This is a genomic window from Xanthomarina sp. F1114 (assembly GCF_026410255.1).
In the GTDB taxonomy this organism is placed as follows: Bacteria; Bacteroidota; Bacteroidia; order Flavobacteriales; family Flavobacteriaceae; genus Xanthomarina.
In genome coordinates this window covers 133,577-158,498 of sequence record NZ_JAPMLL010000007.1, presented here as the reverse complement: position 1 = coordinate 158,498, position 24,922 = coordinate 133,577, and the positions used below count along the sequence as shown (strand labels likewise).

The following is a 24,922-nucleotide window of genomic DNA, read 5'->3' as shown; positions in this document are numbered from 1 at the left end:
TTTATTCTATAATTTGCTTTACTTCTCCACATTTTAACATGGCATCTCCAAAATAAGGATTTAGAACATGCTCCTCCGTGCTTAACCAATAGCCTCCCTGGTCGTTATTTGCCATAGGACAAAATTGAAGATAGACTTTTTGGTTAACTCCAAATGTTTCAACAGCATTTATTACGTGCAACGACAACTGTTTAAAATGTATTCTTTGTGCTTCCACTCCTTTTTCATCTACAATTAAAAGAGCAGATTTTTTAATTTCATTTTCCAAACGCATCCAACGATTATGTGCCTTGTCGTCTGTTAAAGTTTTCATGTCGATGTTGGCTAAATGATTGAGTAAATTGTTAGCATCGGTTACTACTGTTTTAGAATCGTCTTTAACTAAAGCATCTTTTAATTGGATATAATCGTTGAAAACTGTTTTCAATTGATTTTGAAAATCAACCGACACTTTCAATCTTTCATTCTTGTTAGTTGTTTCCGGATCCATTGCATGATGGCTCTCGTGGTTAGTAGATGATTTACTTCCGGCTTTATTCATCATCGATTTTTTACCTTGCAATTGTGCTGCAGCATCAACAGTAAATGTTCCATGGGTAACTATTTCATCACCATCAGCTAATCCTTCACTTATCTCATAATTATTTGCCATTCTATGTCCCAGAACTACATCTTTCATTTCAAAAACAGGCTCATTAGGATTTGTTTTAATATAAACCACAGAACGTTCTCCTGTCCATAAAACAGCAGATGCTGGAATTGTTAATACTTGATTTTTAGACGAAGAAATTCCGCCATCTATTTTTCCTTCTACAAACATGCCTGGTTTGAAAATACCGTTTTTATTATTCAAAATAACCCGTAAAGTGACTGTTCGTGTATTCGTATTTAAGGTAGGATTGATAAAATCGACTTTCCCCTGAAACTCATTATTTGGATAAGCATTGGTAGAGACCAGGACCTCCTGTCCTTTTTTGAACAGATCGATTTGGTTTTCGTAGACATCAAAATTTGCCCAAACCGTGTTGAGATTGGAAACTTTTAATAGGGGTTGTCCCTGATTGACATAATCGCCTTGATTAACCAACTTTTCGGTAACTGTGCCAGAAACTGTGGCATAAACAGGAACGTTCTCTGTGACTTTGCCAGATTCTTCTATCTGGTCGATCTGATTTTCCGATAACTTCCATAATTTTAATTTATTCCGAACGGCTTTGTATAAAGCTGGCTGCGATTCTTTCAACGAAGCTGCTGTAAGCAACTCTTGTTGTGCAGCATATAATTCTGGCGAATAAATGGTTGCCAAAAGTTGCCCTTTCTTAATTTCTTCACCGGTAACACTAACATATAATCGTTCTATTCTACCAGAGAAATAACTGACTTGAACTGTATTTGCCTCTTCATTTTCTACTATTTTACCGGATAGCTTTATCTTTTGACCCTTCTTATTTCCAGTACCTACTATAGTGGTTTGTACATTAGCCAAGGCCATGGCGCTTTCGGAAAGTTTAAATTCATCTGGCATTAAACCTTCTGAACCGTTTTCTGCAGGAATTAAATCCATACCACAAATGGGGCAATCACCAGGTTCGGGTTGCATGATTTGTGGATGCATCGAGCAGGTCCACATTTGATTGGTTTCTGATACCTCCTTATGATTGTGGATTGCTTCTGAATGTGATGAATCACTAAAAAGCAACCAACCTAGTAATATACCCATGACCAATAAACCTATATTTATGAATAGCTTTTTATTTTTCATTTTCTAATCGTTTAATCATTGCTTTCATTTCTTCTATTTCTTTTCGTTGTGCTTCTATAATTTCGTTGGCCAATTTTTTAACTTCTGGATCTTTTATGTCAGCTCTTTCACTTGTTAATATAGCTATTGAATGATGTGGTATCATAGCGCGTAACCAAAGTAAATCTCCAACAATAGGTTTTTGTGCTCTTACCAATCCTAATGCTGAGACAAACAGAATGAAACTACCTATAAGAATGGCTATGTTTTTCTTTTTGTTAGTGTACATTTTTCGCATAAAAAACCACATAATTACTGCCATTGCCGAAATACCCAAACAGGTCATATAAAAACGAGTCAAGCTAAAATACACGTGATCTATAGCATAGGTATTTAAATACATGGTAACGTACATGGCCACAAATGAGCACGCCAGCATTATAAAAAAGGTTTTGTAATTTTCTTTATTTGAATGTTCTTTTAAATCTTTCATAAATAATTATATTTTAATAGTTCTTAATCTCAAGGCATTTGCAATTACAGAAACCGAACTAAAACTCATGGCTAAAGCTGCTATCATTGGCGATAGTAATAATCCGAAAACCGGAAATAAAACGCCTGCTGCAATTGGAACTCCTAAGGTGTTATAAACAAGTGCAAAAAACAGATTTTGTTTGATATTTTTCATGACCGCATGACTCAGGTGTTTTGCTTTTACAATACCATGAAGATCTCCTTTAACCAAAGTGATCATAGCGCTTTCAATAGCCACATCTGTTCCTGTTCCCATAGCTATACCCACATCGCTTTTTGCCAAAGCTGGAGCATCGTTAATACCATCTCCAGCCATGGCAACTACTTTACCTTCTTTTTGAAGTTTCTCTACTTCTTTAAGTTTATCTTCTGGAAGCATGCTGGCTTTAAAATCTGCTAAATTAAGTTCTGATGCTACAGCTTGTGCTGTATCCTTATTATCGCCAGTTAACATGATTACATCAATCCCTTTATTTTGAAGTTCTTTAATAGCTTTGGCACTTGTTGCTTTGATTTTATCGCCAATAACCACATAACCAACAACAATTTTATCAATCGCTAAATATGAAACCGTCTTACCCTGTTTTTGAAAAGATTTGGCTTCTTCCTGCATGTCAGAAGTTATTTTAGCTTTCGCATAATCCATCATTTTCGGATTGCCAAGCGCTACTTTTTTACTGTTAATAGTAGCTTCAACACCTTTTCCTGTTACGGCGTTAAACCCCTCTGATTTTAAAATTTCTGTTTTCTGCTTTTTTCCGTATTTAACGGTCGCTTCGGCCAATGGATGTTCGGAATTATTATTTAATGAGACAATATATTGAAGTACCTCAGCTTCCGAAAAATTATCACCAAAAGCTCCAACGCTTTCAACCGTTGGTTTGCCTTCGGTAATGGTTCCTGTTTTATCCACAATTAAGGTATCTACTTTGTCCATTTTTTCGAGAGCTTCGGCATTTTTAATCAGTACACCATTTTGAGCACCTTTACCCACACCAACCATCACCGACATAGGTGTTGCCAGTCCTAAGGCACATGGACAGGCAATAATTAAAACCGCAATGGCATTCACCAAAGCATAAACATAAGTAGGTTCTGGTCCTAAAATAGCCCAGACTATAAAAGTGATTACAGAAATTATTACCACTACCGGCACAAAATACCCAGACACTTTATCTGCTAAATTCTGAATGGGCGCGCGACTTCTACTAGCCGTATTTACCAAATGAATAATTTGAGACAATAAGGTGTCGTTTCCAACTTTTTCAGCTATCATTAAAAAAGATTGATTGCCATTAATAGTACCACTACTTACTTTATCTCCCTCCACTTTATCTACAGGAACAGGTTCTCCCGTAATCATAGATTCGTCTATCGTGGTTTCTCCTTCGGTAATAGAACCATCTACAGGAATTTTATCGCCTGGTTTTACTTTTAAAATATCGTTTAATTCGATTTTATCAATATTGACCTCGACATCTTCACCATTAACAACTTTCGTGGCTTTATTTGGTGCTAATTTTAATAACTCTTTTACTGCCGAATTGGTTTTACTATGTGCACGAGCCTCCAGCACCTGTCCCATAAGTACTAATGTTAAGATTACGGTTGCTGCCTCAAAATACACGTGTACTGCTCCGGATTCTGATAAGAATTGCTCTGGAAAAAAGTCTGGAAAAAATAAACCAAACACACTAAATAACCACGCCACGCCAGCTCCAATACCAATGAGGGTAAACATGTTTAAATTCCATGTTTTGATACTTTTATAGGCCCGTTCAAAAAACATCCAAGTGGCGTAAAACACAACAGGAATAGACAATACAAACTGAATCCAATTCCAGTATTTCTGCTCTAGCACCTCATATAAAGGATTATTAGGGAGCATTTCGCTCATAGCAATTAAAAAGATGGGCAGCGTAAATGCTATGGCAATCTTAAACTTTTTTATAAGTTTTTTATATGCTTTCTCTTCGGAAGACAAATCTGGCTCCATAGGTACTAAATCCATCCCACAAATAGGACAGGCACCTGCTTCCTCCTTTTCAACCTCTGGATGCATTGGACATGTCCATTGTTCTGAATTACCAATTGACAGGTTTTGCTCTTCCACCAAATCCATTCCACAAACCGGGCAATCGCCTGCTTTGTCATAGGTTTTATCGCCTTCGCAATGCATGGGACAATAAAATGTTCCTGTGCCTTTGCCCTGAGGTTTTTCAACTTTTGTATCGTTATTAGGCTGTTCTCCTGGATTATGAATACTATAGTTACCTCCATCATTTTTCAAAGCCTCTTGGAATGTTTTTATCGAAAGATGAGATGCCATTTCAATAATAGCTTCTTCTTTTTCTAAATTCACCCTAGCTTTAGAAACGCCTTTCACTTTAGATAGTGTTTCTTCAACATGACTGCGACAACCGTTGCAGGTCATTCCGTGTATATGGTATGTATGTACCGTTTCACCATCTTTTAACTTATAAATTGAATATGTATCTCCATCCTTTTTTAAAGCTTCTTGGAAAGTCGCTAAAGGAATATGCGATACCATTTCAATGCTTGCTTCTTTCTTTTCTAAGTTGACTGTGGCTTTTGAAACACCTTCCACTTTTGAAAGTATTTCTTCAACATGACTGCGACATCCGTTGCAGGTCATTCCTTGTATGTGATATATATGTTTCATTTTTAATTCTGCTTTTAATAATTTTAAAATCTGTTATTAAACCTTAAGATAGTTATAAATCTAGATGTTTTCACTTTCTTTTTACTGAGTCAAATAATTAATAATTGACGTTTGCTCATAATAAGCTTTTACAGATTCAACTTGTCCCATTTGAAACTTTAGTTGCAATTCCTGAATATCTAAAACATCATTAAAATTAATCGTTCCCGTTTCATAGTTTTTAATAAGAATCTCTTCGGCATTTTTAGCCTGTTTTAGGTTTTTATCTTGAGTATTAAATTTTATGCGTGCCTGATTACGATTAGATATTGCTTTTGATAATTCTGAGGTCAGTATATTCAAGCGTTCATTTTTTTGTGATTCGATTTCTTGTTTACGCAAATCGTTTTGCCTGGTTTGAGATTTATACTTTTTATTAAAAATGGGTATAGAAACCGAAAGCATAGGCATTAGCATATCTTTATACGAACTGGTAATCATCGGGCTGTTATCCTGATTAATATACTCCAAGCCAAACCCGACCATTGGTCCACTCTCCTTTTGATTTAGCAATTCTGATTGTTCTACAGATTCATATAATTTGTCGTATTTAAGTAATTCCGGGTTTAGAGACAAAGCCTTATAATCATAAAAGCTGTCATCTTCAGGGATTTCCATATTGGAAACTACAGTTACCACATCATCATATTTACGATTCATCAAACTATTTAAAGCAACCTGAATGCCTTTGTTTTGTTGTGTTAAAACATCTTTTTCCTGCTGTAATTCATTTTGTCTAATCTGTAATCGCAAAACATCTACTGCCGAAGCTTTTCCTACTTCCAAAGAAGTGAGTGCCAATTGTTCATAAGACTTTAACAAGGCTATATTTTTATCAAGGACATGTTGTTTGGCCTGAATTTCATAAAGTTGATAATAAAACTGAGAGACAGACAGTGCCAGTTTTCTTTTGGCAATAGTAACTTCAATATATTGAGCATCGGCCATAGATGAAGCATAATTTTCTCTGGCTGATATGGTTCCAAACCAAGGAAGCATTTGCATGACAGAAACACTAAATCGTTCCATAGGCATTTCCATTTCGGGCTTTACTGCCATAACACCCACGTTAAATTCGGTGTTAGGTAGACTATTAGCTTCATTTATTTTTTCTGAAGTAATTTGATATTGAAGATCAAATTTTTGAATCTCCGGATTGTTTGTTAACGCTTCATCAATTAACAGTTCTAATTCTTGACCACTAATAAAGTGAATAATGAAAAATGAAAAACTAAAAATTAGAAAGTTTTTTTTATGTGATCTTATATAATTCATTTCATTGTTCTTTTAAGTTGAAATTCAGCTTTCCAGCTATACAATACTGGCACTACAAATAAGGTAATTAGCGCAATGAGCATCCCACCAAAACTTGGGATTGCCATAGGAATCATGATATCGCTTCCTCGACCTGTGGATGTTAACACTGGTAATAAGGCTAAAATGGTTGTAGCAGTTGTCATCAAACAAGGACGAATACGTTTTTCTCCTGCTTCAATTATGGATGCTCTAATTTCTTTTTGGGTTTCTGGGGTATTTCTATCGAAAGTTTGCATTAAATAGGTTGCCATAACCACACCATCATCTGTTGCAATTCCGAAGAGCGCAATAAACCCAACCCAAACGGCCACACTTAAATTAATTGGATGCATTTGAAACAGATCTCGCATATTTTCACCAAAAAAGTTGATGTTTATAAACCAGTCCTGGCCATACAGCCAAATCATTAAAAATCCACCTGCAAAAGCAACGGCAATTCCTGTAAACACCATTAAAGACGTTGTAACCGATCGGAATTGAAAATATAGAATCAAGAATATTATTGCTAAAGCCAAAGGCACCACAATTGATAAGGTTTTTTCGGCTCTTATCTGGTTTTCATAAGTTCCTGTGAATTGGTAAGAGATGCCCTTTGGAACTACTAATTCGCCACTATCAATTTTTTCTTTAATTAAAGCTTGTGCATTTTCGACTACAGTGACTTCTGCAAAGTCATCTAATTTATCAAACAGGACATAACCCACTAAAAAAGTGTCTTCACTCTTAATAACCTGTGGCCCTTGTTCGTATTTAATACTAGCCAATTCGCTTAATGGAACCGGACTGCCTTTTTCAACTGGCACATAAATCTGCTGTAAGTCTGTTGGATTTGCTCTTAATTCTCTTGGATATCGGACGCGAACGCCATAACGTTCTCTGCCTTCAACGGTTTGTGTGAGTACCATACCACCAATAGCAACCTTTAAAACACTTTGGACCTCTTCAATCGTGATGCCATACCTAGCAAGTTTCTCTCTATCGATATCAATTAATAAATACGGTTTTCCAACAATACGGTCGGCAAAAACAGCCTCCTGTTTAACACCTTCGGCATGTTTTAGTATGTCTTCTAATTGGACCCCAAAGGCTTCTATTTGTTTTAAATCCTGCCCTTTAACCTTTATTCCCATTGGCGCACGCATACCTGTTTGCAGCATGACCAATCGGGTTTCAATAGGTTGCAATTTGGGTGCAGAAGTAACACCTGGCAATTTTGTTACGCGCACAATTTCATTCCAAATATCGTCTGGGGATTGTATTTCTGGTCGCCAGTTGCGGTAAAACTCTCCATTGTTGTCTGGGATCAGTTGTTCCTTTGCATTTAGAGATTGCCACGCTTCACGTTGTTCCGCTCGCAATGACATGCCGTTTTTTAGTACAAATTCCTCATCAGCATTCACTTTATATCGTTGTCGTTCTCCATTTTCATTGAGCATATATTCTGGTTTATACTGAATGATGTTCTCATACATGGATAATGGTGCGGGATCTAAAGCAGACTCTGTTCTTCCTGCTTTACCAACTACGGTTTCAATTTCTGGAATACTGGCTACTGCCATATCCAATTGCTGTAAAACGCGTTTATTTTCTTCAACACCAGAATGAGGTAAAGACGTTGGCATTAGTAAAAATGAACCTTCGTTTAATGATGGCATAAATTCTTTACCTGTGTTTTTCATAATGAAAAACCCTGCAATAACAATAGCGGTTGGGATTGATAAAAACAATAATTTATTATCTAAACACCATTTTAAAATTCGTGTATAAAACTTTATAAATAAGGAAAACACACCTAATATACTGAAGCAAATAAGACCAACAAAAATGAGGTTCCAGAAAATACTTTTGTCAACCCCTAATGGTCGCCAATATTCTGCTAAAAGAAATACAATAGCTGTTGCAGAAATTATGATATTTAGAAGATTTGCTTGCTTAGCAGTCATTTTCTCTTGAAGTTTTAAAATGCCCGTAACTCCAAAAGCTATCAGAATTAAGCCCAACCAATAGCCATTAATTAACCCTATTAATCCTGCTATTATTAAAGCTGCATTTATAAGATACTTAAAACTTTTTTTATTACTTTTTCTTCTAAATAAAAAGGCCGCAAACGGTGGAATTAAAAATATAGCCACAATAAGAGCCGCGATTAAAGCAAAGGTTTTGGTAAAGGCTAAGGGTCTAAATAGTTTGCCTTCGGCACCAATCATGGTAAACACCGGAATAAAACTAATAATGGTTGTCATCACAGCCGTTACAATGGCACCAGATACTTCAGCCGTCGCGTTATAAACAATTTGGTTAATTGAACGTTTGTCATTCTGAACGGAGTGAAGAATCTCATCTTCAGAATCTGCATCGCTAAACTCACTTTCAACTTTTAACTTTTCACTATTCACTTTTCCCTTTTCACTTGCCTCATCCAAATGTCTAATAATGTTTTCAGAGAGAATAACGCCAACATCTACCATTGTTCCAATAGCAATAGCGATACCGGATAATGCGACAATATTAGCATCGACACCAAAGATTTTCATGGCGATAAAAACCATTAAAACGGCGACGGGTAATAAACCGGAAATTAAAATAGAAGCCCGAAGATTAAATACCATAATGATAATGACTAAAATGGTAATTAAAACCTCTAAAGTCAAGGCTTCATTTAAAGTGGCTAATGTTTCTTGAATGAGTTCCGATCGATCATAAAAAGGTACTACAGTTAGCTGTGATGTTCTTCCATCTTTTAATACTTTAGAAGGTAATCCGGCGCTTAATTCACTTATTTTTTCTTTTACATTATTGATAACTTCCATTGGGTTGGCAGCATAACGCGCTACAACAACACCACCAACAACTTCGGCTCCTTCTTTATCTAATATTCCTCTTCGTGCTGCAGGTCCTAAGGCAACTTTTGCAATATCTTTAATTTTAATAGACGTGAAATCCTCAGAATGCACTACGGCATTTTCAATATCAGAAATAGACTTTACATAGCCCAAACCACGTACTAAATATTCGGCTTTGTTAATTTCTAAAGTTTGTGCGCCAATGTCTTTATTGCTTTCTTTAATCGCTTTTACAACTTGATTTAATCCAATATTGTATTGGCGCATGAGTTCTGGATTGACATCTATTTGATATTCCTGAACATATCCGCCAATTGAAGCCACTTCCGAAACACCACTTGCCGACGACAAGGCATATTTTACATAATAGTCTTGAATGCTGCGTAACTCATGTAAATCCCAGCCACCAGTAACCTGGCCGTTTTCATCACGACCTTCTAGGGTGTACCAAAATATCTGTCCCAAGCCGGTGGCATCAGGTCCTAAAGCTGGATTTACATCTTCGGGCAATAAGCCATTGGGTAATGAGTTTAGTTTTTCTAGAATCCGACTCCTGCTCCAGTAAAATTCTATATCCTCTTCAAAAATGATATAGATGCTTGAAACCCCAAACATAGACGAACTTCTAATGGTTTTTACTCCCGGAATACCAAGCAAAGTTGTGGTTAACGGATAGGTAATTTGGTCTTCAATATCTTGTGGAGAACGACCATCCCATCTGGTAAAAACTATTTGTTGGTTTTCGCCAATATCTGGAATGGCATCTACAGCCACAGGATTGCTAGGTAACCCCGATAGCCATCGGGACTGTTCCCAATTAAAGGGTGCATTTACCAATCCCCAACCTATAAAGAGCGTGAGTAGCAAAACAGCTACCAATTTATTTTCTATTAAAAATTTGATGCTTTTATTTAGCATTGAAATAAGATTTTAGTAGTGAGTACAAAGTATCAAATACCTTGTGTTGAGAAACAAATTTTAAAGTTTCATCAAAACACAAAAAGGTCCTAACACAAAACAATTTGTATTATAACCAACTACTAAAAATCAAATTAAATAGGTCTCGTCTATCTTGAAGATGTCCTTGACGACGAGTGGTGGTTTGTATGCTTCAAAAGAAGATGCATTTTTATCTAAACCTTCAAAAAGGTTGATATAAGAATAAATAAATGAAGCAATAAATACCTGTTGTTGAAACGTTACTTTATCAACTTGAAGTTGTAACTCATTTTGACCTTCAATGGCCAATTGTTTATCATCACAACAGTTTTTCTTAGTAATAGAACATGCTTCGGTAGAGGGTTTTTCCATTTCCATACCACAACCTTTTGCTTTGTGGAAAATGGCAGTTTCTACTAAAGTATCTCCACAATAGTGCATATTTAAAGTAAACGACATTGTAGAGAATAACACTACAAAAGCCATCAATAAAGACCCTATTTTATGGAAAAACTGCTTCATATCTATTTACAAATATATAAAAATACAAGAACTATTGTTTTTGTTTAACAGAAGTTTAGGTTCTAAAACCTGTATTATCTAGCTTTCAAGAGTTTCGTTAAACTACATTTTTAGATGGTATATTTCCTAAAATAATCTATAAATTAAAGACTTCGGTTTAATTACTAGAAACTGAGACAAAGAAACCTTATAATATAATTTCATTGATATCATTTTTCAAATACGACTGAATATTTTTAAACAAATATAAAAGGCAAAAATCCTATCTTTGCGCACCTAAACAATAAGATGGCTCTCACATTACTTTCATCACCTTTACAAGGGTTTACAGATTTCAGATTTCGCAATGCCTTCCATCATTACTTTGGTGGCATAGACACTTTTTACGCCCCATATATTCGGCTCAATGGAAAATTGAAAATTAAGCAATCTTATCAGAACGACTTACTTCCAGAAAACAACACAACTTTAGAGGTGATTCCTCAAGTTATTACTAACGATCCCGATGAGTTTTTATATGTTGCTAAATATGTACAAAGTTTAGGTTATAAAGAATTAAATTGGAATTTAGGTTGCCCTTATCCTATGGTTACTAAATCTGGTATGGGATCTGGGTTAATTTGCAATCCGATTAGAATTAACGAGGTCTTAGATAAAGCTCATACTGAAACTGATATTTTGGTTTCTATGAAAATGAGAATGGGATATGAAAATGCTGAAGAAATTTTAGAGACCTTTCCTATCTTAGATCAATATCCACTTAAAAGTATTGCAATTCACGCTAGAATAGGTAAACAACTTTATAAAGGTCCTGTAGATTTAGATGCTTTTGAAAAATGTATAGGCAGTACCAAGCATAAATTATACTATAACGGGGATATAACCAGTGTTTCTGCATTTAAAGAGATTGAAAAACGATTTCCTGATATTGATCATTTTATGATTGGACGAGGGCTGATTGCTGATCCATTTTTACCCAATATGATTAAAAATAACAGCACAGAATATCCTGAAAACCGATGGGAGATTTTTTCGGAATTTCATGATAGTATTTATCAACAATACGATGAATATTTATCTGGACCAACTCCTATAAAAATGAAAATGTTAGGGTTTTGGGAGTATTTTTCTCAAGCAACATCAAACCCACATAAAACATATAAAGCTATAAAAAAGGCAACAAATCCGATAAAATATAGACTAGCGGTTGATCAAATTTTAAAAACGGAAATGAAACGTTAAATGCAATTGTGTTTAATCTAAAATTTAAGAACTTGCCATTTTACTTGTATTAAGTCTAAAAGATTTTCTATTCTATTTAGTTGTTTATACAAAATAAAAACGGGTAGAATCTCTTAATACTAAACGTGATTGCATTAATTAAAAAACTTACATATTATGAATAGCAACAGATCATACGGAATTGGTGGTAGTACACCCGAAGAAGAACTTTCAAAATTAAGTGAGCCAACAACAAAACCAGCTCCTATTAGTGAAAAAGAATTCCAAAACAGACTTGATAAAGCATGTACAGCTTTAAAAACAAAAGGATTGGATGCCTTATATATTAATGCTGGCACTAATTTATACTATTTTACAAATACAAAATGGAATCCATCTGAACGTTTAGTTGGCGCAATTCTTTTTGCAGATGGAAGTCTTAAATATGTGGTTCCTGAATTTGAAATAGGAACTTTCAATGATTTTATAGGAATAAAGGGAGAGCTTATTCCATGGGCAGAACATGAATCTCCTGTACAGAAAATAGCAGAAGCTGTAGCTGAAGGTACAAGACTAGCTATTGATGATACTACAGCATTTACAATGGTTTCACGCTTTCAGGAACATAAAAAGTTTAAAATTAGCAGTGCTGAAGAATTAATTAGAGACATCAGAATGCTTAAAAGTGAAGCCGAAATTGCACATATCCAATACCCGATGGACTTAACCATGCAAGTACATCAAGCTGTTGCACGAATTTTAAAACCAGGCATTACCACCAGTGAAGTTGAAAACTTTATTCATAAAGCGCATCAAAAACTAGGAATAGCTAGTGGTTCGTACTTTTGTATTGTGTTATTTGGTCGAGATTCTAGTTTTCCTCATGGAGTCAAGTCGCCAAATCCATTAAAAGAAAATGATATTGTTTTAGTAGATACTGGTGCCAGATACAATGGGTATCTATCGGATATTACCAGAACTTATATTTATGGAGACGCCACAGATAAGGAAAAGAAAATTTGGGCTAATGAAAAAGCTGCGCAATTGGCTGCTTTTGAAGCTGCACAACTAGGAAAACCGTGTGGACATATAGATGATCAAGTACGAGTACAATTAGAAAAAGATGGCTTAGGACCAGATTATGATTTACCAGGATTACCACATAGAACTGGTCATGGCATTGGACTTGAAATACATGAGCATCCATTTATTCTAAGAGGAAACGACATAAAGTTGCAAGCCGGAATGGCTTTTAGCATTGAACCCATGATTGTGGTCCCTAATGAATTCGGAATCCGTTTAGAAGATCATATTTATATGACAGAAAATGGTCCAAAATGGTTTACAGAACCAGCACATAGTATTGAAAATCCATTTGGAGTCTAAGCCAAAAATATAGCTTGCTTTTTTACAAAGTTGGAATTTAATTGAATCCGTCATGTTTTTTAGTATGACGGATTTTTTATTGATAAAAACAACAATAGTCACCAACAAATTATAATAATTCTAATCTTATTTTATCACGAACCCACGAACCCTTTTTCATGCTCTCATTTTTTAGACTTTTATTTTTTCATTAGTACATGTTTACCTTTTTCATTTTTTAACACAAATTAATTATAACACTATTTTTAACTAAATATCACACTTAAAATTTGAAAACAAAAACATCAACTACAGCTTAGTATCTCAAAAATTTAGATTAGCTATTATTAATTAATAAAAAAATAAACATGAAAAATTTACAAATAAACTTCAAACCATTAGTAATCTTATTATGTATTGCCGCTGCTTTCTGCAGTTGTAGCAATGACGATGACGTTACTCCTGCAAAAATAACCTATCAGGTAGCTATAAATGCCTCCCCAAGTGAGGGCGGAACGGTTTCTCCACAAAGTGGAAACTTTGATAAAGATCAACAAATAGATATAACAGCCACACCTGCCACCGGCTGGGAATTTAAAGAATGGCAAGGCGATGTAACGAGTACCAACAACCCGATGCAACTCACTGTAAATACGTCTAAAACCATAACAGCAGTCTTTGAAAGAGACCTGTTTTATCTAGCAGAAAACGGCGTAACCATACTAGCGCCAGAGGCTGCTGTGGGAGATGCCGGTGTTGTAAATGGTATTACTTACACCAAACGTACGGCCGACCAAATTACACCTGAAAATGCCGAAACCACCTGTACAACAGGTATTACAGATATGTCTGAATTATTTTTGGACCAAACCAATTTTAACGGAGACATTAGTCATTGGGATGTAAGCGCTGTAACAACTATGAACCGGATGTTTTATAAAGCTTCTAGCTTTAACCAAGACTTAAACCATTGGGATGTGAGCCGTGTAACAAATATGAGCTATATGTTCCGGAATGCAAGTCTTTTTAACGGAAACATAAGTAACTGGGATGTAAGCAGCGTGATGGATATGAGCTTTATGTTCGCGCTAACTGACGTGTTTAACGGAGACCTTAACAGTTGGGATGTGAGCAACGTAACGGATATGAGTAGGATGTTTTTGAGTAGCATAACCTTTAACAGCGATATAAGCAACTGGGACGTGAGCAACGTAACTGATATGCATAGAATGTTTCTGGCAGCATACGCTTTTAACGTAAATATAAGCAATTGGAATGTGGGCAGCGTTACAAATATGGAATCTATGTTTCGTGACACCCACAACTTTAACAGCAATATTGGTAATTGGAATGTGAGTCAAGTAACAAATATGGAAGGGATGTTTATCCGAGCCACTTCCTTTAATCAAAATCTCAACGCATGGAATGTTAGTAATGTAACAAACATGAAACACATGTTCAATGGTGCTTCCCTTTTCAACGGAAATATTAGTAACTGGATTGTAAGTGGTGTCACCAATATGGATTATATGTTTTCCAATGCAACCAACTTTAACCAAAACCTAACCAGCTGGTGTGTTATAAATATTCCTACAGAACCTATTAATTTTGCTTTCGGAAGTGCACTAACGGATGGTAATAAACCAACATGGGGTACCTGCTTTTAATACAAGCTTAAAATGAATGACACATCTATGGATTAAAAGTATATCGTTATGTACCTTGTGCCGAAAACATGAGAGTTTAGTTATAAAAACAGACTTTTCAGACTTTTAAATATTATTATATGATTGAAACAGGCATAAAAAATGAGCTAAAGATGGACACTAAAATAGTCACTAATAACCTATGTAAAAAGTGACTTGATATTGCCCCCTTTGGCTGATTTTATTGCTAAAACAAGAAACGAATACAATGAGTAAACTAAAAAAGGCTTGAACTATTTTAAGTAAAAAAAAACAGTTCTAATGGAAATAGTACACCAGGAAGATTAATAAAGGTATAACCAGAATTATTAGCCATACATTCTGAATAATATCCTACAAAAACTCAATAGGTTTTGTAGGATATTTTTATAATTATCAATTTGTGTCATCCAAAGTTTTGATGTTTATCAACAAAATTGTACTTCTAGTGTACAATTCTGCGAAATCTACAAATTTAGAACCTCCTATTTTCCGATACAATATCTTCCTAATACCGCTATTGTTGAGTTGATAAACATTAGGCAACAAATAGGATACAAATAATGCTTGAAAAGCATCAATTAAAGACAATGAAAAATAAATTGAACTACAAATATAGTATAAAAAAAACCACTCGTTAAGAGTGGTTTTCAATCAAAAACACCAAGCATTAATTAGCTATTCCAGAGCCTAAATAAGTACTGTTTGATACTTGATTACCATCAGCAGTGATAAAAGCCATAAAAAGCTCTACTGTATCTCCTGCGTAGGTTGTTGGGATAGCAACAATTTGAGTCCCAACTGTTCTATCAGCACCATCGGTTAAAGAAATAGATTCTTTCTTTGATGGATTGTAAACCAATAACATTGATTTATCAGTAGTGTTTGCATTTCCTTCAGCAGAGTTATCATCCCAGTTAAAAGTCACTTCTCCTGGATTAGCAAGATCAGTAGTAGGGTTTAAAGCAGTCGATAAACCTCCTCTACTGACTAATGCGTTAGGAAAATCAACCTCAAAGTTAGGTTCGATCCCTGTAATCGCATTATTTAACACATAAGACATAGCGGCATTAAATGCAGTCTTTTTTACAGCTAAAAGCTTATATCCTTTTTGGATAAAAGGTTTAACAGCCTGAATAAATTCTAAAGTCATTGTAAACTTATTTCTTTGGTTTACCTGACCTACAGTTCTTGGATTGGCTACACTTGAAGGTTTAATTCTTATGTAATCAATTCCTTTCCAGCTTCCACCGATAATGTTTCCAACTTTACCTGAAAGCCCTCCTAAAATACCTTGAGCAATTTTTCCCATAACATAAATGATTTAAATGAAACTTATTTTTCTTCGGACTTGGTACGGACTTGACACGAAGTTGTACCTTCCGTTGAAATATATGGCAACTTTTATGCTATTCGTTAGATATGGATTTTGTTGCTTTAGATTGCTTCCTTTTGCATCAGAAATAAAAAAATGAATATTTTTTTTACAAAGAAAAAGAGAAAAAAGAAAGCCGTTTCTTTGATGGCGTTGACATACTGTCAAGTTTTTTGGAAAAAATATTGCTAATGGAAAGGGTTTTGAAATTTGCGCCTGACCAAAGGGGCAAGATTTTTTTCAAAACCCGTAGGGCTTGAACTTTATAGTATGATGAGCGTGGGATGAAGGAAGCCAGCTAACTTTGCAATCTTTTTTATTTTTTGCTTTCATTCAAATTGTATAGAAAATTAATGCCTTTGACATCAAACTTAATGAATGCACTGTAAATCTTTTTTAACAAGTCTTTAGGTTCTAAGTTTTTATTTCCCTCTTCAGTGAGCCATTTTTTTACAATTGGATTCTTCTTAAGCTTTCCTCTTTCAACAGCAGCTGGACTAAAGGGAGTAATAACAAAAAACTCCTTTGATGACTCCTTGGCTTTCATCGATAGGTTATTTATTGCGGGAAGTGTTAAACGAACTTTGAAAATAATTTTATGTGAAAGTCGATCATTTAATAATTTAATATTCCTTCTTTCTACAGGAACCCATTCTTTATTTTTACTATCAAAACTGAAGTTTAGATCGAACTCAATTTTGCAGTTTAACTCTTGAAGACTTCTGAAAAATAAATTAAATGCAGATAAATTTCCCTTAAATGTATTTATCTTATCAGCAACTGAATATTTACTGTTACTTGTTGCAAATAGATTGTTACCGCCAAAAGTGGATGATGTATTAAATAAGATCCTATTCAAATTGCTGTTACTAAAAATGTGTTTCAATAAATCTAAATTGATAACAACCTCATCTAAACAAGAGTCCTTATGAGAATACTCTGTACGTCTAGTTGAATATATTATATCGGCATAATTAATTTCATTTGTATTAAGATATTTACATAAGCTCTGTTTTGCTTCAAATGGAGATTGATTACCAAATATTTTTTTCAACTCATCTTCTTGCAAAAGTATATCCCACATCATATTTCGGTTTCCATGATAAAAAGGAACTTTTGGTGGTGATATCTTGCTATTATCTGGATTGGATAATTTATCTATTTTATGTTTCACAAATACATCATTGTAGTGTAAATAGCTAATTGGTGGAAAAGTGCCAATAATGTATTTATCATAAAGTTGAAGTTTGAACATTTTTACATAAGGATGGATTTCAACTGGAGGTTCCTTAGGTAGCTTAAAATCATTTTCAATTAGAAAATTTATTAATTCTTTATTTTGATTTTGAAGCTCTTTAAATGAGACTTCAGTATCTACAACCCGGTTATGTTTTAACTTCATAAACTCTTGTTATAAGGTGATTAATTTAAATATATAACGAAGTTTTTTAAGAAAAAACTTGACTTGTATTAAAACCAACTTTTTAAATAATGTATAGGAATAGTCAATTTAATTTTATATGAAACCCTTTCTTACCAGGTTTTACTCTTTAACAACTCAGCTATTGTAGGGACATCAGGTAGTTTTTTAAGAGACAAAACTGTTTTCAAATTAAAAAACTTTGTTCCTTGTAGTGGGTAGTTTGTTTCTTTCTTAAAATCAGTTTCATAGAATTTTTCGACACAAAAAAATCTATGATTTTTGCTTAAATCCCATCCGTTGTTTTTCAAAGCAGCTGGAATAACGTTTTTTATATTATTAATCTCTGTTTCTGAAAGCGGTTTAGTTTTCTCTTTAATAATAAGTTCTCCTGATGAATCCATATCAGCCAGTACAATATTTGATATTTTACCAATACCCCTTATACTCTTATTGGCATAAATTCCTATGTAGCTATGTTCAGAAAATCCCTTTTCTTTTTTGGCATAATATAAATCATAATTAAAATTTTCTTCTAATGTCCATCCACAAGTGACGGCTCTCATTCTACTCTTACTTGTAGATATCAGTCCTGATGACCAACAATAGGATTCAAAATCATCAATTATTTCATTTAATTCAAAATCATAATCTTGGAGGACTTTTCTAAATTTAGAAATTAGGGTTTCAAAAGTTGTAGATACAAATCGTACATTTATTCCACTTGTTATTATAGCTTCTATAACTTTTTCTTTAATCAAATTAGAGGGTATTTCTGGACTTAATGAAAGTAAAACTTTGTAATCCTCATCGTTAAACGAATTAAGATGATTTATTAACTGTTTTGAATTAAACCCCTTATGAAGTTTAGTTTCGATTTCAACTTTGAAACTTGGTTGATAAATGCTACCATCTGGTATTGAATCCTTATTTTTTTCTTGTTGATTAAAACTTATACTTGTATCATCAATTGAATCTTCTGTTAAATCTGTTAAAAATGCATGAAATTTATATGTTGAATGTTGATATAATCTTGACAACAACAAAAGAGTGTTATTAGTTGCTACATTTTCCCGTTGTGAATACCTTTGAAAATAGTGTATTGAACTCATTGAATATTTTTTTTAAATATATGCTTTTTTAAGCAGGTAATCGCGTAGCGTATGGCGGTAGCCATAATAGCGAGCCGCCAGCGAGTTGAGCAAGGGTGGTGTGGGAACATAGCCCGATAGGGCTACCACGCCTACGTTGAAAACGCAAGTGTGGCGCAATTTTTTGATGCCGTTGGCTTTAGCTTGGATGTAGCGATGGAAAGCAAGTGTGACAATTGATTGAGACTATTGAAGGTAGGTTACCGTTTTTAAATTTTAGCAATTGTGTTATTTCTTTAAATAGAAATAGGTTTTAAGGGTCTTGAGGATATTCAGGAAATTGAGAATATTTAATTTCATTTTTTAAACAATTGCCAATTTAAAAATGGTTGATGCGTTGGATGAAATAGTTGATTGAATGCGTTACTCTTGCTGTGCGTTTGCAAAATATAATAATCCGCTTTAGGATTTAAAGACCATTTAATCAACATTTATATATGCTTTAAAACTAATCAATATCATCATTTTACTTGAAGCGGTTATTTTATTTGCAAAATGGCTGCTTTCAAAAATTGTGACACACTGATTAGCCCGCAGCGATCCGCAGGCGAGCCAAATTGTGAAGCAACGGTTGTACCCTAATTAATTTTATATGCGCCTCAAGCGCATACCTATTTGGGTTTTAGGGTACAAAAGTAGTTGCGGGTGAGGAAGTTGTGTAGTGTGTGAAATAAAGCAAATACATAGTGCTAACGAGGATGTGTCACCGCAGTAGTGCTATGTATGGTATATGCAAGCCATTTAATCAAAAATGCACCTTTTAATATTAGATTTCTCAACTGCGCTCGAAATGACATTATTAGCACCAAATAGCTTGCAGATATGCTTTATGAAACAAAATGGAACAGCTGACGAACACCTTATTACCTGCCTTCCTTAATGTTTAATTTTAGTTCTGAGGTTTGTTTAGAGTAACGATATTGAGCGTTGGCAAAAAGCATAGGCAATAATTTTGATATGACTTTTAATTTATTGTTTTCATATATTAAAATTGTTGCTTATGCTGAGCGGAACCGTAGGCTCTTGCGATTGAATGCGTGTAGCTTGCGGAATAAATGAATGAGTATGTGCCGAAGGTGTGGACTTTGATAGTTCTTTATTTTACCAATATGATTTTCTTTTTGGTTTTAAAGTGTCTCTATCAATGTCTTCTAAGAGTTTTACTTCTTTTTCAATAAATGGATCATACCAATCTGCTTTTTCTTTAGCCCACTCTATCCATTGTTGTTTTTCTTCATTTAAACTGTTTGATTTGATTGCATAATCTTCAAATTCTTTAATGTAATTTCTAATGTATTGTGATTTATGCCATCTTGTAGCTGATTGAAATAGGGCTTCAAAATTTGCGATTTCATTATCTTTTAGCTTTTGAACTTCTTGTTGTTTAATGCGAATTTTCTCTTGATGCTGTCTTATTCTTTCATTTTCAATTTGACGCTCTCTATCTCGTTTTGCTCTTAGTTCTATCCACGCTAAAATATCAACTAGTTTATCTTCTAAAGGTTTTGTTTGACTATCTGACCATTCTTTAATTGGGTAGGAATCATCTAATTTTAAAGATAAGTTTCCTGTAGGTACAAGATCGTATTCATCCCAACTGTATTTAGTTTCTCGTTTAACTCTTTTATTTTTTTCAGTTAATCTAATGTTATACGATTGTTCCTTTATTAATATTGTTGTTCTATTCTCTGTAGTTATTCTATATCCTCTTTTTTCTATAATCTTGATAAATGTATCCATAAAGCGTAAGGCTCTCGGTAATAATTTATCTGATACATTTATACTTATTACATTAGAGCTGTCTAAATGCGTGCTCCAATCTCTATTTCTATTCCTAACTTTGAGTTTTTCGTGATACTCTTTTGTTGCTGTGATGTATTTATGAGGTTTAGCTAATTTAGCAGGTACAGCTATCTTTAATTCCTTTGATTCCTCAATTTCCTTTTTCCTTAATGCTAATTCTGTATTTGGATGCTTTCCTTTATAAAGTATGTTGTTGGTTTTTTCTAGACTGATTTTTGGGTTATCATTTTGTTTAGGAAGTTTTACCTTTTCTACTTTTTTATTGAATTTTAATTTCATCCAATACCCTGCTTTAGGTAATGGTATATTGTGCTTTTTACAAATTTTACGAAACCCATTATCTGAAAATCCATAGTCTTTTACTATGTGGGTTATTGGCTTGCTCCAAACCAAATCATATAACTCTTTTCTTGTAATGGTTTTGTTATCCATAACGATTAATCGAACTGAACGTTTAATTTATGCATTCTTAATGCTACTGCTTTTTTAGTGCGCTCTAATTGAGCTGCAATTTCTAAAACAGTATATCCGTCATTTACCATTTCAATTAATTTATTTTCGTCTTCTGGTGTCCACGGATTAGAAAAATCTGGTTCTGTTATGTAAGTAACGGTAACTGTTTGTCTATTTCGTTCTATATCGAATATGTCTCTATCAAATAAATATTGAGGTTTTATAGTTTTAAAAGCTTCTATAGGTTTTGGGATGTGTTGGGATGGTATGTATAAAATGTTTTTAGTACGTGTTGCACTTACATACAATAGATTAATTTCTTCATTAATTGCCTTTTGATCTAAAGATGGTGCTTCGGGACCATTTAATTGTTTGTTTATTTCTTCCCAATCTATAAAGTCATTACATACTTTTACCACGTCATACTCCATTCCTTTACTTCTGTGAGCTGTTGTAAATATTAGGTCTGCTGATTCTCTTTCATTTTGAGGTACACATCGGTCTCCTAAAGTTTTGAGGATATTTGGGAAGCTTGATTTGTATTGTAAAATAATTTCAACAATTAGATTTAATTCTAAATCTCCTGTTTGTTTGATGTATGATTGCAGTTCATTAATACTATTCATACTTCGTATCATCTTATCTTTGATGTACTTATGATTACCTTCATATAAATTGTAAACATCCCATAAAGAAGCGCCTGAACCTGCAAACGTATATGACTTAAAACCACCTTCAAAGTAGATTCTTTTTGCTACTTGTGCTTCAATTACATAAAAGAATGCTTCTGAAAGTAACTGTACATTGGTACGTGCTATAACTGCTTTTATCTTGTTTGCCTTTGATTTACCTCTACCTACAATTTTACAATCGTTTGGAACGTCTAATACTTTTTTGTAAGCTAACAAGTGTTTAGAAAGTGTTGCAACTTCTTTATTAAACCTAAAGCTATTTGATAAATGTAATGTTTGAAAATCGACTTGTTCTAAAGAGTTTACTGCATATCTCCAAGAGTAAATTTGTTGATGCGTATCGCCTACAATTACCTTAATACAATCTTGTTTTAAGAAAATATCTAGCATTGCTGGTGATGCGTCTTGTCCTTCATCAAATAAGATGTAATCAAACTCTAGAATAGGGTTTGTTAATTGAAATTTCTTTAGATAATAATCGTGTGTTACAGGAATTTTACCTATATCCATTAAATTAAAAAACTGCTTAGTGTATTTTAAAATGAACTTTTCGTTAGCTATTGCGAACGCTAAAGCTGTAGGTTCATTTACTGATTCTGCATAGTCTAATTCTTCGAATGAAGCTGCTGTACTGTTACAGAAATATGCAATAAAGTTTCTAACGTGTGTACATAAAATATACACATAGTAATCCTTAGCCTTTCCTTTAAGGTTTAATATATCTGCAATTTGATGCGGTTTATATCCATCTCCTTGAAGCTCATAATTACCTCTATCTATAATTTCTCTTTTGGCCAAAGAATGTGCTGTTTTTGAAAACACATTATGAATGCCTTTTTCTTTAAATTTATGGTAGGCTTCTGATTGTACTGAGCTATTAAAAGCTAAGTATAATAATCTCTTATTTTTAGGTTGATTAGCTGCATATTCAATTAAGGTTGATGTTTTACCAGAACCTGCAATTGCGTTTACTCTTAAATTTCCTTTAGCCTCAATTATGGCTTGTTGTTCTTTAGTCCACTTCATTATAAAAACCAAAGTTTGTCTTTGGCATCCTTTGGTATAGGTGCTTTAAATTTTGGTGCTAATTGTGCTACCATTTCAGGATATTTTATCGTTACTGGTACGTTTTGTTGACGTAGTGACTTCCAGTATAACCTGCTAAATTGATAGACTTGGGTTAATAATTCTTCTATAATTTCTAAATCTTCAAATGCATCTTCATCAGGACTTGTAATACCTATTTTTATAGGAAACGGAAACCCTTCTGCTATTGGGTATTTATTATCGTTATTGTAACGTGCGTTATTGAATAATAAGAATTTATTATATCCTATTCTTATGAATGTTCCGCTTTTAGGCATTAGGTTATGCCATCCTAAATCGTAAGCAATTAGATCTTGTGCATCTGTTTTATTGATGTTTAATATGTATAAAGGCACGTTAAGGTCTAATTTTCGCATCCCTTCTTTGATTGGCGCAATCTCTTTTCTGCTCATATCTTTAAAGAAATGAATCACTACCTTATCAGCCTCATATTGTGATGTAAACTTTCTTATTTTTTTGGTAATACTTCCTGCCAAATCATCACTATTATTTTCTGAGAAGTATTCGAAATCTCTAAAAATACCATTGTTTTGAAAGCTAAATGCGCTTGCTATATATCGTTTGTTTTCATCTTGATAGGTATATGCTCCTACACCAATTACCAATTCCTTTTTTTCTGTTTCTGCTAATTTCCAAGGAACACCACCTAATTTGGCGTGTATTGCCAACGCTATATTGTTAAGTGTATATTGAAAGTTTTTAGGCTTTTTGATATCCTTTTTCATTTTTTGATAATCGATAGCCTGGGTTACAATACCTTCTTTTAACATTAATTCTTTTACCCTTGCATAGACTAATCTATCTTCTGGGTTTGGTGTAAACTTATCAAACGGACTGATATAGAAAGCTGCATATTTTACATTCTCGTGGTCGAAATCTAATTCTGCTAATCGTTCTTCTATTTTTGGTAGAGGATCACTTTCATCTTCAAATTCTATAAAATGATTAGGTGCAAGTGATGCCTTGACATTTATATATTTTTCTAAACCTTTAAAATATGTTCCTTCACCTGTGCCTTCTGTTAAAAACTCGTATAATGTTCTTATTTCTGGCTGATGATTTTTGTGATGTATGAAAAAGAACTTAATGTTTGGGTGCTTTGGTCTTCTATACGGTTTAAACTTACCTAATTCCATTTTTGGAATACGCCCTGTCTTCTTAAAACCATATTCTAAAGTTCCTTTTATCGCATCTATATGATTTACTCTATTCTTTGGCACTTTTATAAAAGTATTACCATAAATAGGTATGATATTTTTAAACTCTTCTGTTAACAGATAACCCTTAGCAAACGCATTTATCATTTCGAGATATTTTTTATAACGGTTCTCTCTATCTGGTAATGGAACCTCTATATTATAGGCTCTTGCTAAGTCTCTGTTTAGTAATGGAAAAGCTTCTTCGAAATCTATTTCATTAAAAAAATCTTCTTTATCTGGATGCTGCATTTTTTGGTAATTGAATGCGCCTTGATTGTAGATTGTTTTTTTGATTAGTGTTGTATCTTCAATATCTGCGATGGACTTTTTCATTACTTTGGAAATACCATCATACGCCACGACTAGCTCAGGATTTTTAGAAACTGTAGCAAATTGAATTTTTAATGAAAATTTGTAATATCTACGATAATGTGGATTGTTATTCTCTTTTTCTGGTAGCCAAACTTCTAAGTCTTGCACAAAGTTTCTAAGGACTACTAAGCCCTTTTCTTTGAAATAGGCTTTTATTCTGTGTCTTAATGCCTGTTTGTAAATCTTTAGCTCTTCATCATACATTTCTAGCTCTAATGCTACAGCATTTTCTATGGGTTTATCAAACGATGTGTATACATATTCTATATCTGTATCTTCTAATTCGGGCAATGCTTCTAGTAGTTGCTTAGAGAATTTTGAGCGATGTACTCTGTGTAATCCTTCTGCATCTTGAAGTGTAAAATAGAATATTGGTGCTTTTGATGGCCAATCGAATGATAATATGTTGAAATGAAGTTGTTCTGACATAAGCTGTTGATTTTTTGATTTACATAAGGCTA

At 33.8% G+C, this 24,922-nt stretch carries 15 protein-coding genes; 3 read left to right on the top strand and 12 right to left on the bottom strand.

What is annotated here, in order from left to right; translation table 11 throughout:
• Position 1 precedes the first annotated feature (1 nt).
• The 6 genes from OS188_RS07495 to OS188_RS07470 form a co-directional block, all read right to left on the bottom strand.
• Positions 2-1,762 (bottom strand): efflux RND transporter periplasmic adaptor subunit, encoded by a 1,761-nt coding sequence (locus tag OS188_RS07495; RefSeq protein ID WP_267148208.1) that lies wholly within the window; start codon positions 1,760-1,762, stop codon positions 2-4.
• A complete protein-coding gene (locus OS188_RS07490) occupies positions 1,752-2,234 on the bottom strand; it encodes a DUF305 domain-containing protein (RefSeq protein ID WP_267148207.1) in 483 nt (160 codons plus the stop codon). The genes OS188_RS07495 and OS188_RS07490 overlap by 11 nt, the downstream gene beginning before the upstream one ends.
• A 6-nt stretch (positions 2,235-2,240) precedes the next feature.
• Complete coding sequence (locus OS188_RS07485; protein ID WP_267148206.1) at positions 2,241-4,958, bottom strand: heavy metal translocating P-type ATPase; 2,718 nt, start codon at positions 4,956-4,958, stop codon at positions 2,241-2,243.
• An 81-nt stretch (positions 4,959-5,039) separates the two neighbouring features.
• The gene (locus OS188_RS07480) at positions 5,040-6,272 is read right to left on the bottom strand and encodes a TolC family protein (RefSeq protein ID WP_267148205.1); all 1,233 of its coding nucleotides are present in this window, start codon (positions 6,270-6,272) and stop codon (positions 5,040-5,042) included.
• Entirely contained in the window at positions 6,269-10,075 is a 3,807-nt protein-coding gene (locus OS188_RS07475) for an efflux RND transporter permease subunit (protein WP_267148204.1), read from the bottom strand. The genes OS188_RS07480 and OS188_RS07475 overlap by 4 nt, the downstream gene beginning before the upstream one ends.
• A 129-nt stretch (positions 10,076-10,204) precedes the next feature.
• Entirely contained in the window at positions 10,205-10,618 is a 414-nt protein-coding gene (locus OS188_RS07470) for an HYC_CC_PP family protein (RefSeq protein WP_267148203.1), read from the bottom strand.
• Positions 10,619-10,906: 288 nt separating this feature from the next.
• Here OS188_RS07470 and OS188_RS07465 point away from each other — a divergent pair, with 288 nt between their 5' ends.
• The 3 genes from OS188_RS07465 (at position 10,907) to OS188_RS07455 (ending at position 14,871) form a co-directional block, all read left to right on the top strand.
• Entirely contained in the window at positions 10,907-11,860 is a 954-nt protein-coding gene (locus OS188_RS07465) for a tRNA dihydrouridine synthase (RefSeq protein ID WP_267148202.1), read from the top strand.
• Between the two features lie 156 nt (positions 11,861-12,016).
• Positions 12,017-13,225 (top strand): M24 family metallopeptidase, encoded by a 1,209-nt coding sequence (locus tag OS188_RS07460; RefSeq protein WP_267148201.1) that lies wholly within the window; start codon positions 12,017-12,019, stop codon positions 13,223-13,225.
• Between the two features lie 347 nt (positions 13,226-13,572).
• Positions 13,573-14,871: a BspA family leucine-rich repeat surface protein gene (locus OS188_RS07455; RefSeq protein ID WP_267148200.1), complete on the top strand. Its 1,299-nt coding sequence runs from the start codon at positions 13,573-13,575 to the stop codon at positions 14,869-14,871.
• 688 nt (positions 14,872-15,559) lie between these two features.
• On the opposite strand, the gene OS188_RS07450 is transcribed toward OS188_RS07455, so the two are convergent.
• The 6 genes from OS188_RS07450 to OS188_RS07425 form a co-directional block, all read right to left on the bottom strand.
• Complete coding sequence (locus OS188_RS07450; protein WP_267148199.1) at positions 15,560-16,201, bottom strand: DUF6266 family protein; 642 nt, start codon at positions 16,199-16,201, stop codon at positions 15,560-15,562.
• A gap of 379 nt (positions 16,202-16,580) precedes the next feature.
• On the bottom strand, positions 16,581-17,666 hold the full coding sequence (locus tag OS188_RS07445; RefSeq protein ID WP_267148198.1) for a hypothetical protein: 1,086 nt from the start codon (positions 17,664-17,666) through the stop codon (positions 16,581-16,583).
• 131 nt (positions 17,667-17,797) lie between these two features.
• Positions 17,798-18,796 (bottom strand): hypothetical protein, encoded by a 999-nt coding sequence (locus tag OS188_RS07440; protein ID WP_267148197.1) that lies wholly within the window; start codon positions 18,794-18,796, stop codon positions 17,798-17,800.
• A gap of 1,140 nt (positions 18,797-19,936) precedes the next feature.
• Positions 19,937-21,070 carry a hypothetical protein gene (locus OS188_RS07435; RefSeq protein ID WP_267148196.1) on the bottom strand — a complete coding sequence of 378 codons (1,134 nt, stop codon included), beginning with the start codon at positions 21,068-21,070 and terminating at the stop codon, positions 19,937-19,939.
• A 5-nt stretch (positions 21,071-21,075) separates the two neighbouring features.
• Positions 21,076-22,809, bottom strand: coding sequence for a UvrD-helicase domain-containing protein (locus OS188_RS07430; protein WP_267148195.1), 1,734 nt, complete (start codon positions 22,807-22,809; stop codon positions 21,076-21,078).
• Entirely contained in the window at positions 22,809-24,890 is a 2,082-nt protein-coding gene (locus tag OS188_RS07425; protein WP_267148194.1) for a Piwi domain-containing protein, read from the bottom strand. Before OS188_RS07425 ends, OS188_RS07430 begins: the two co-directional genes overlap by 1 nt.
• Positions 24,891-24,922 lie beyond the last annotated feature (32 nt).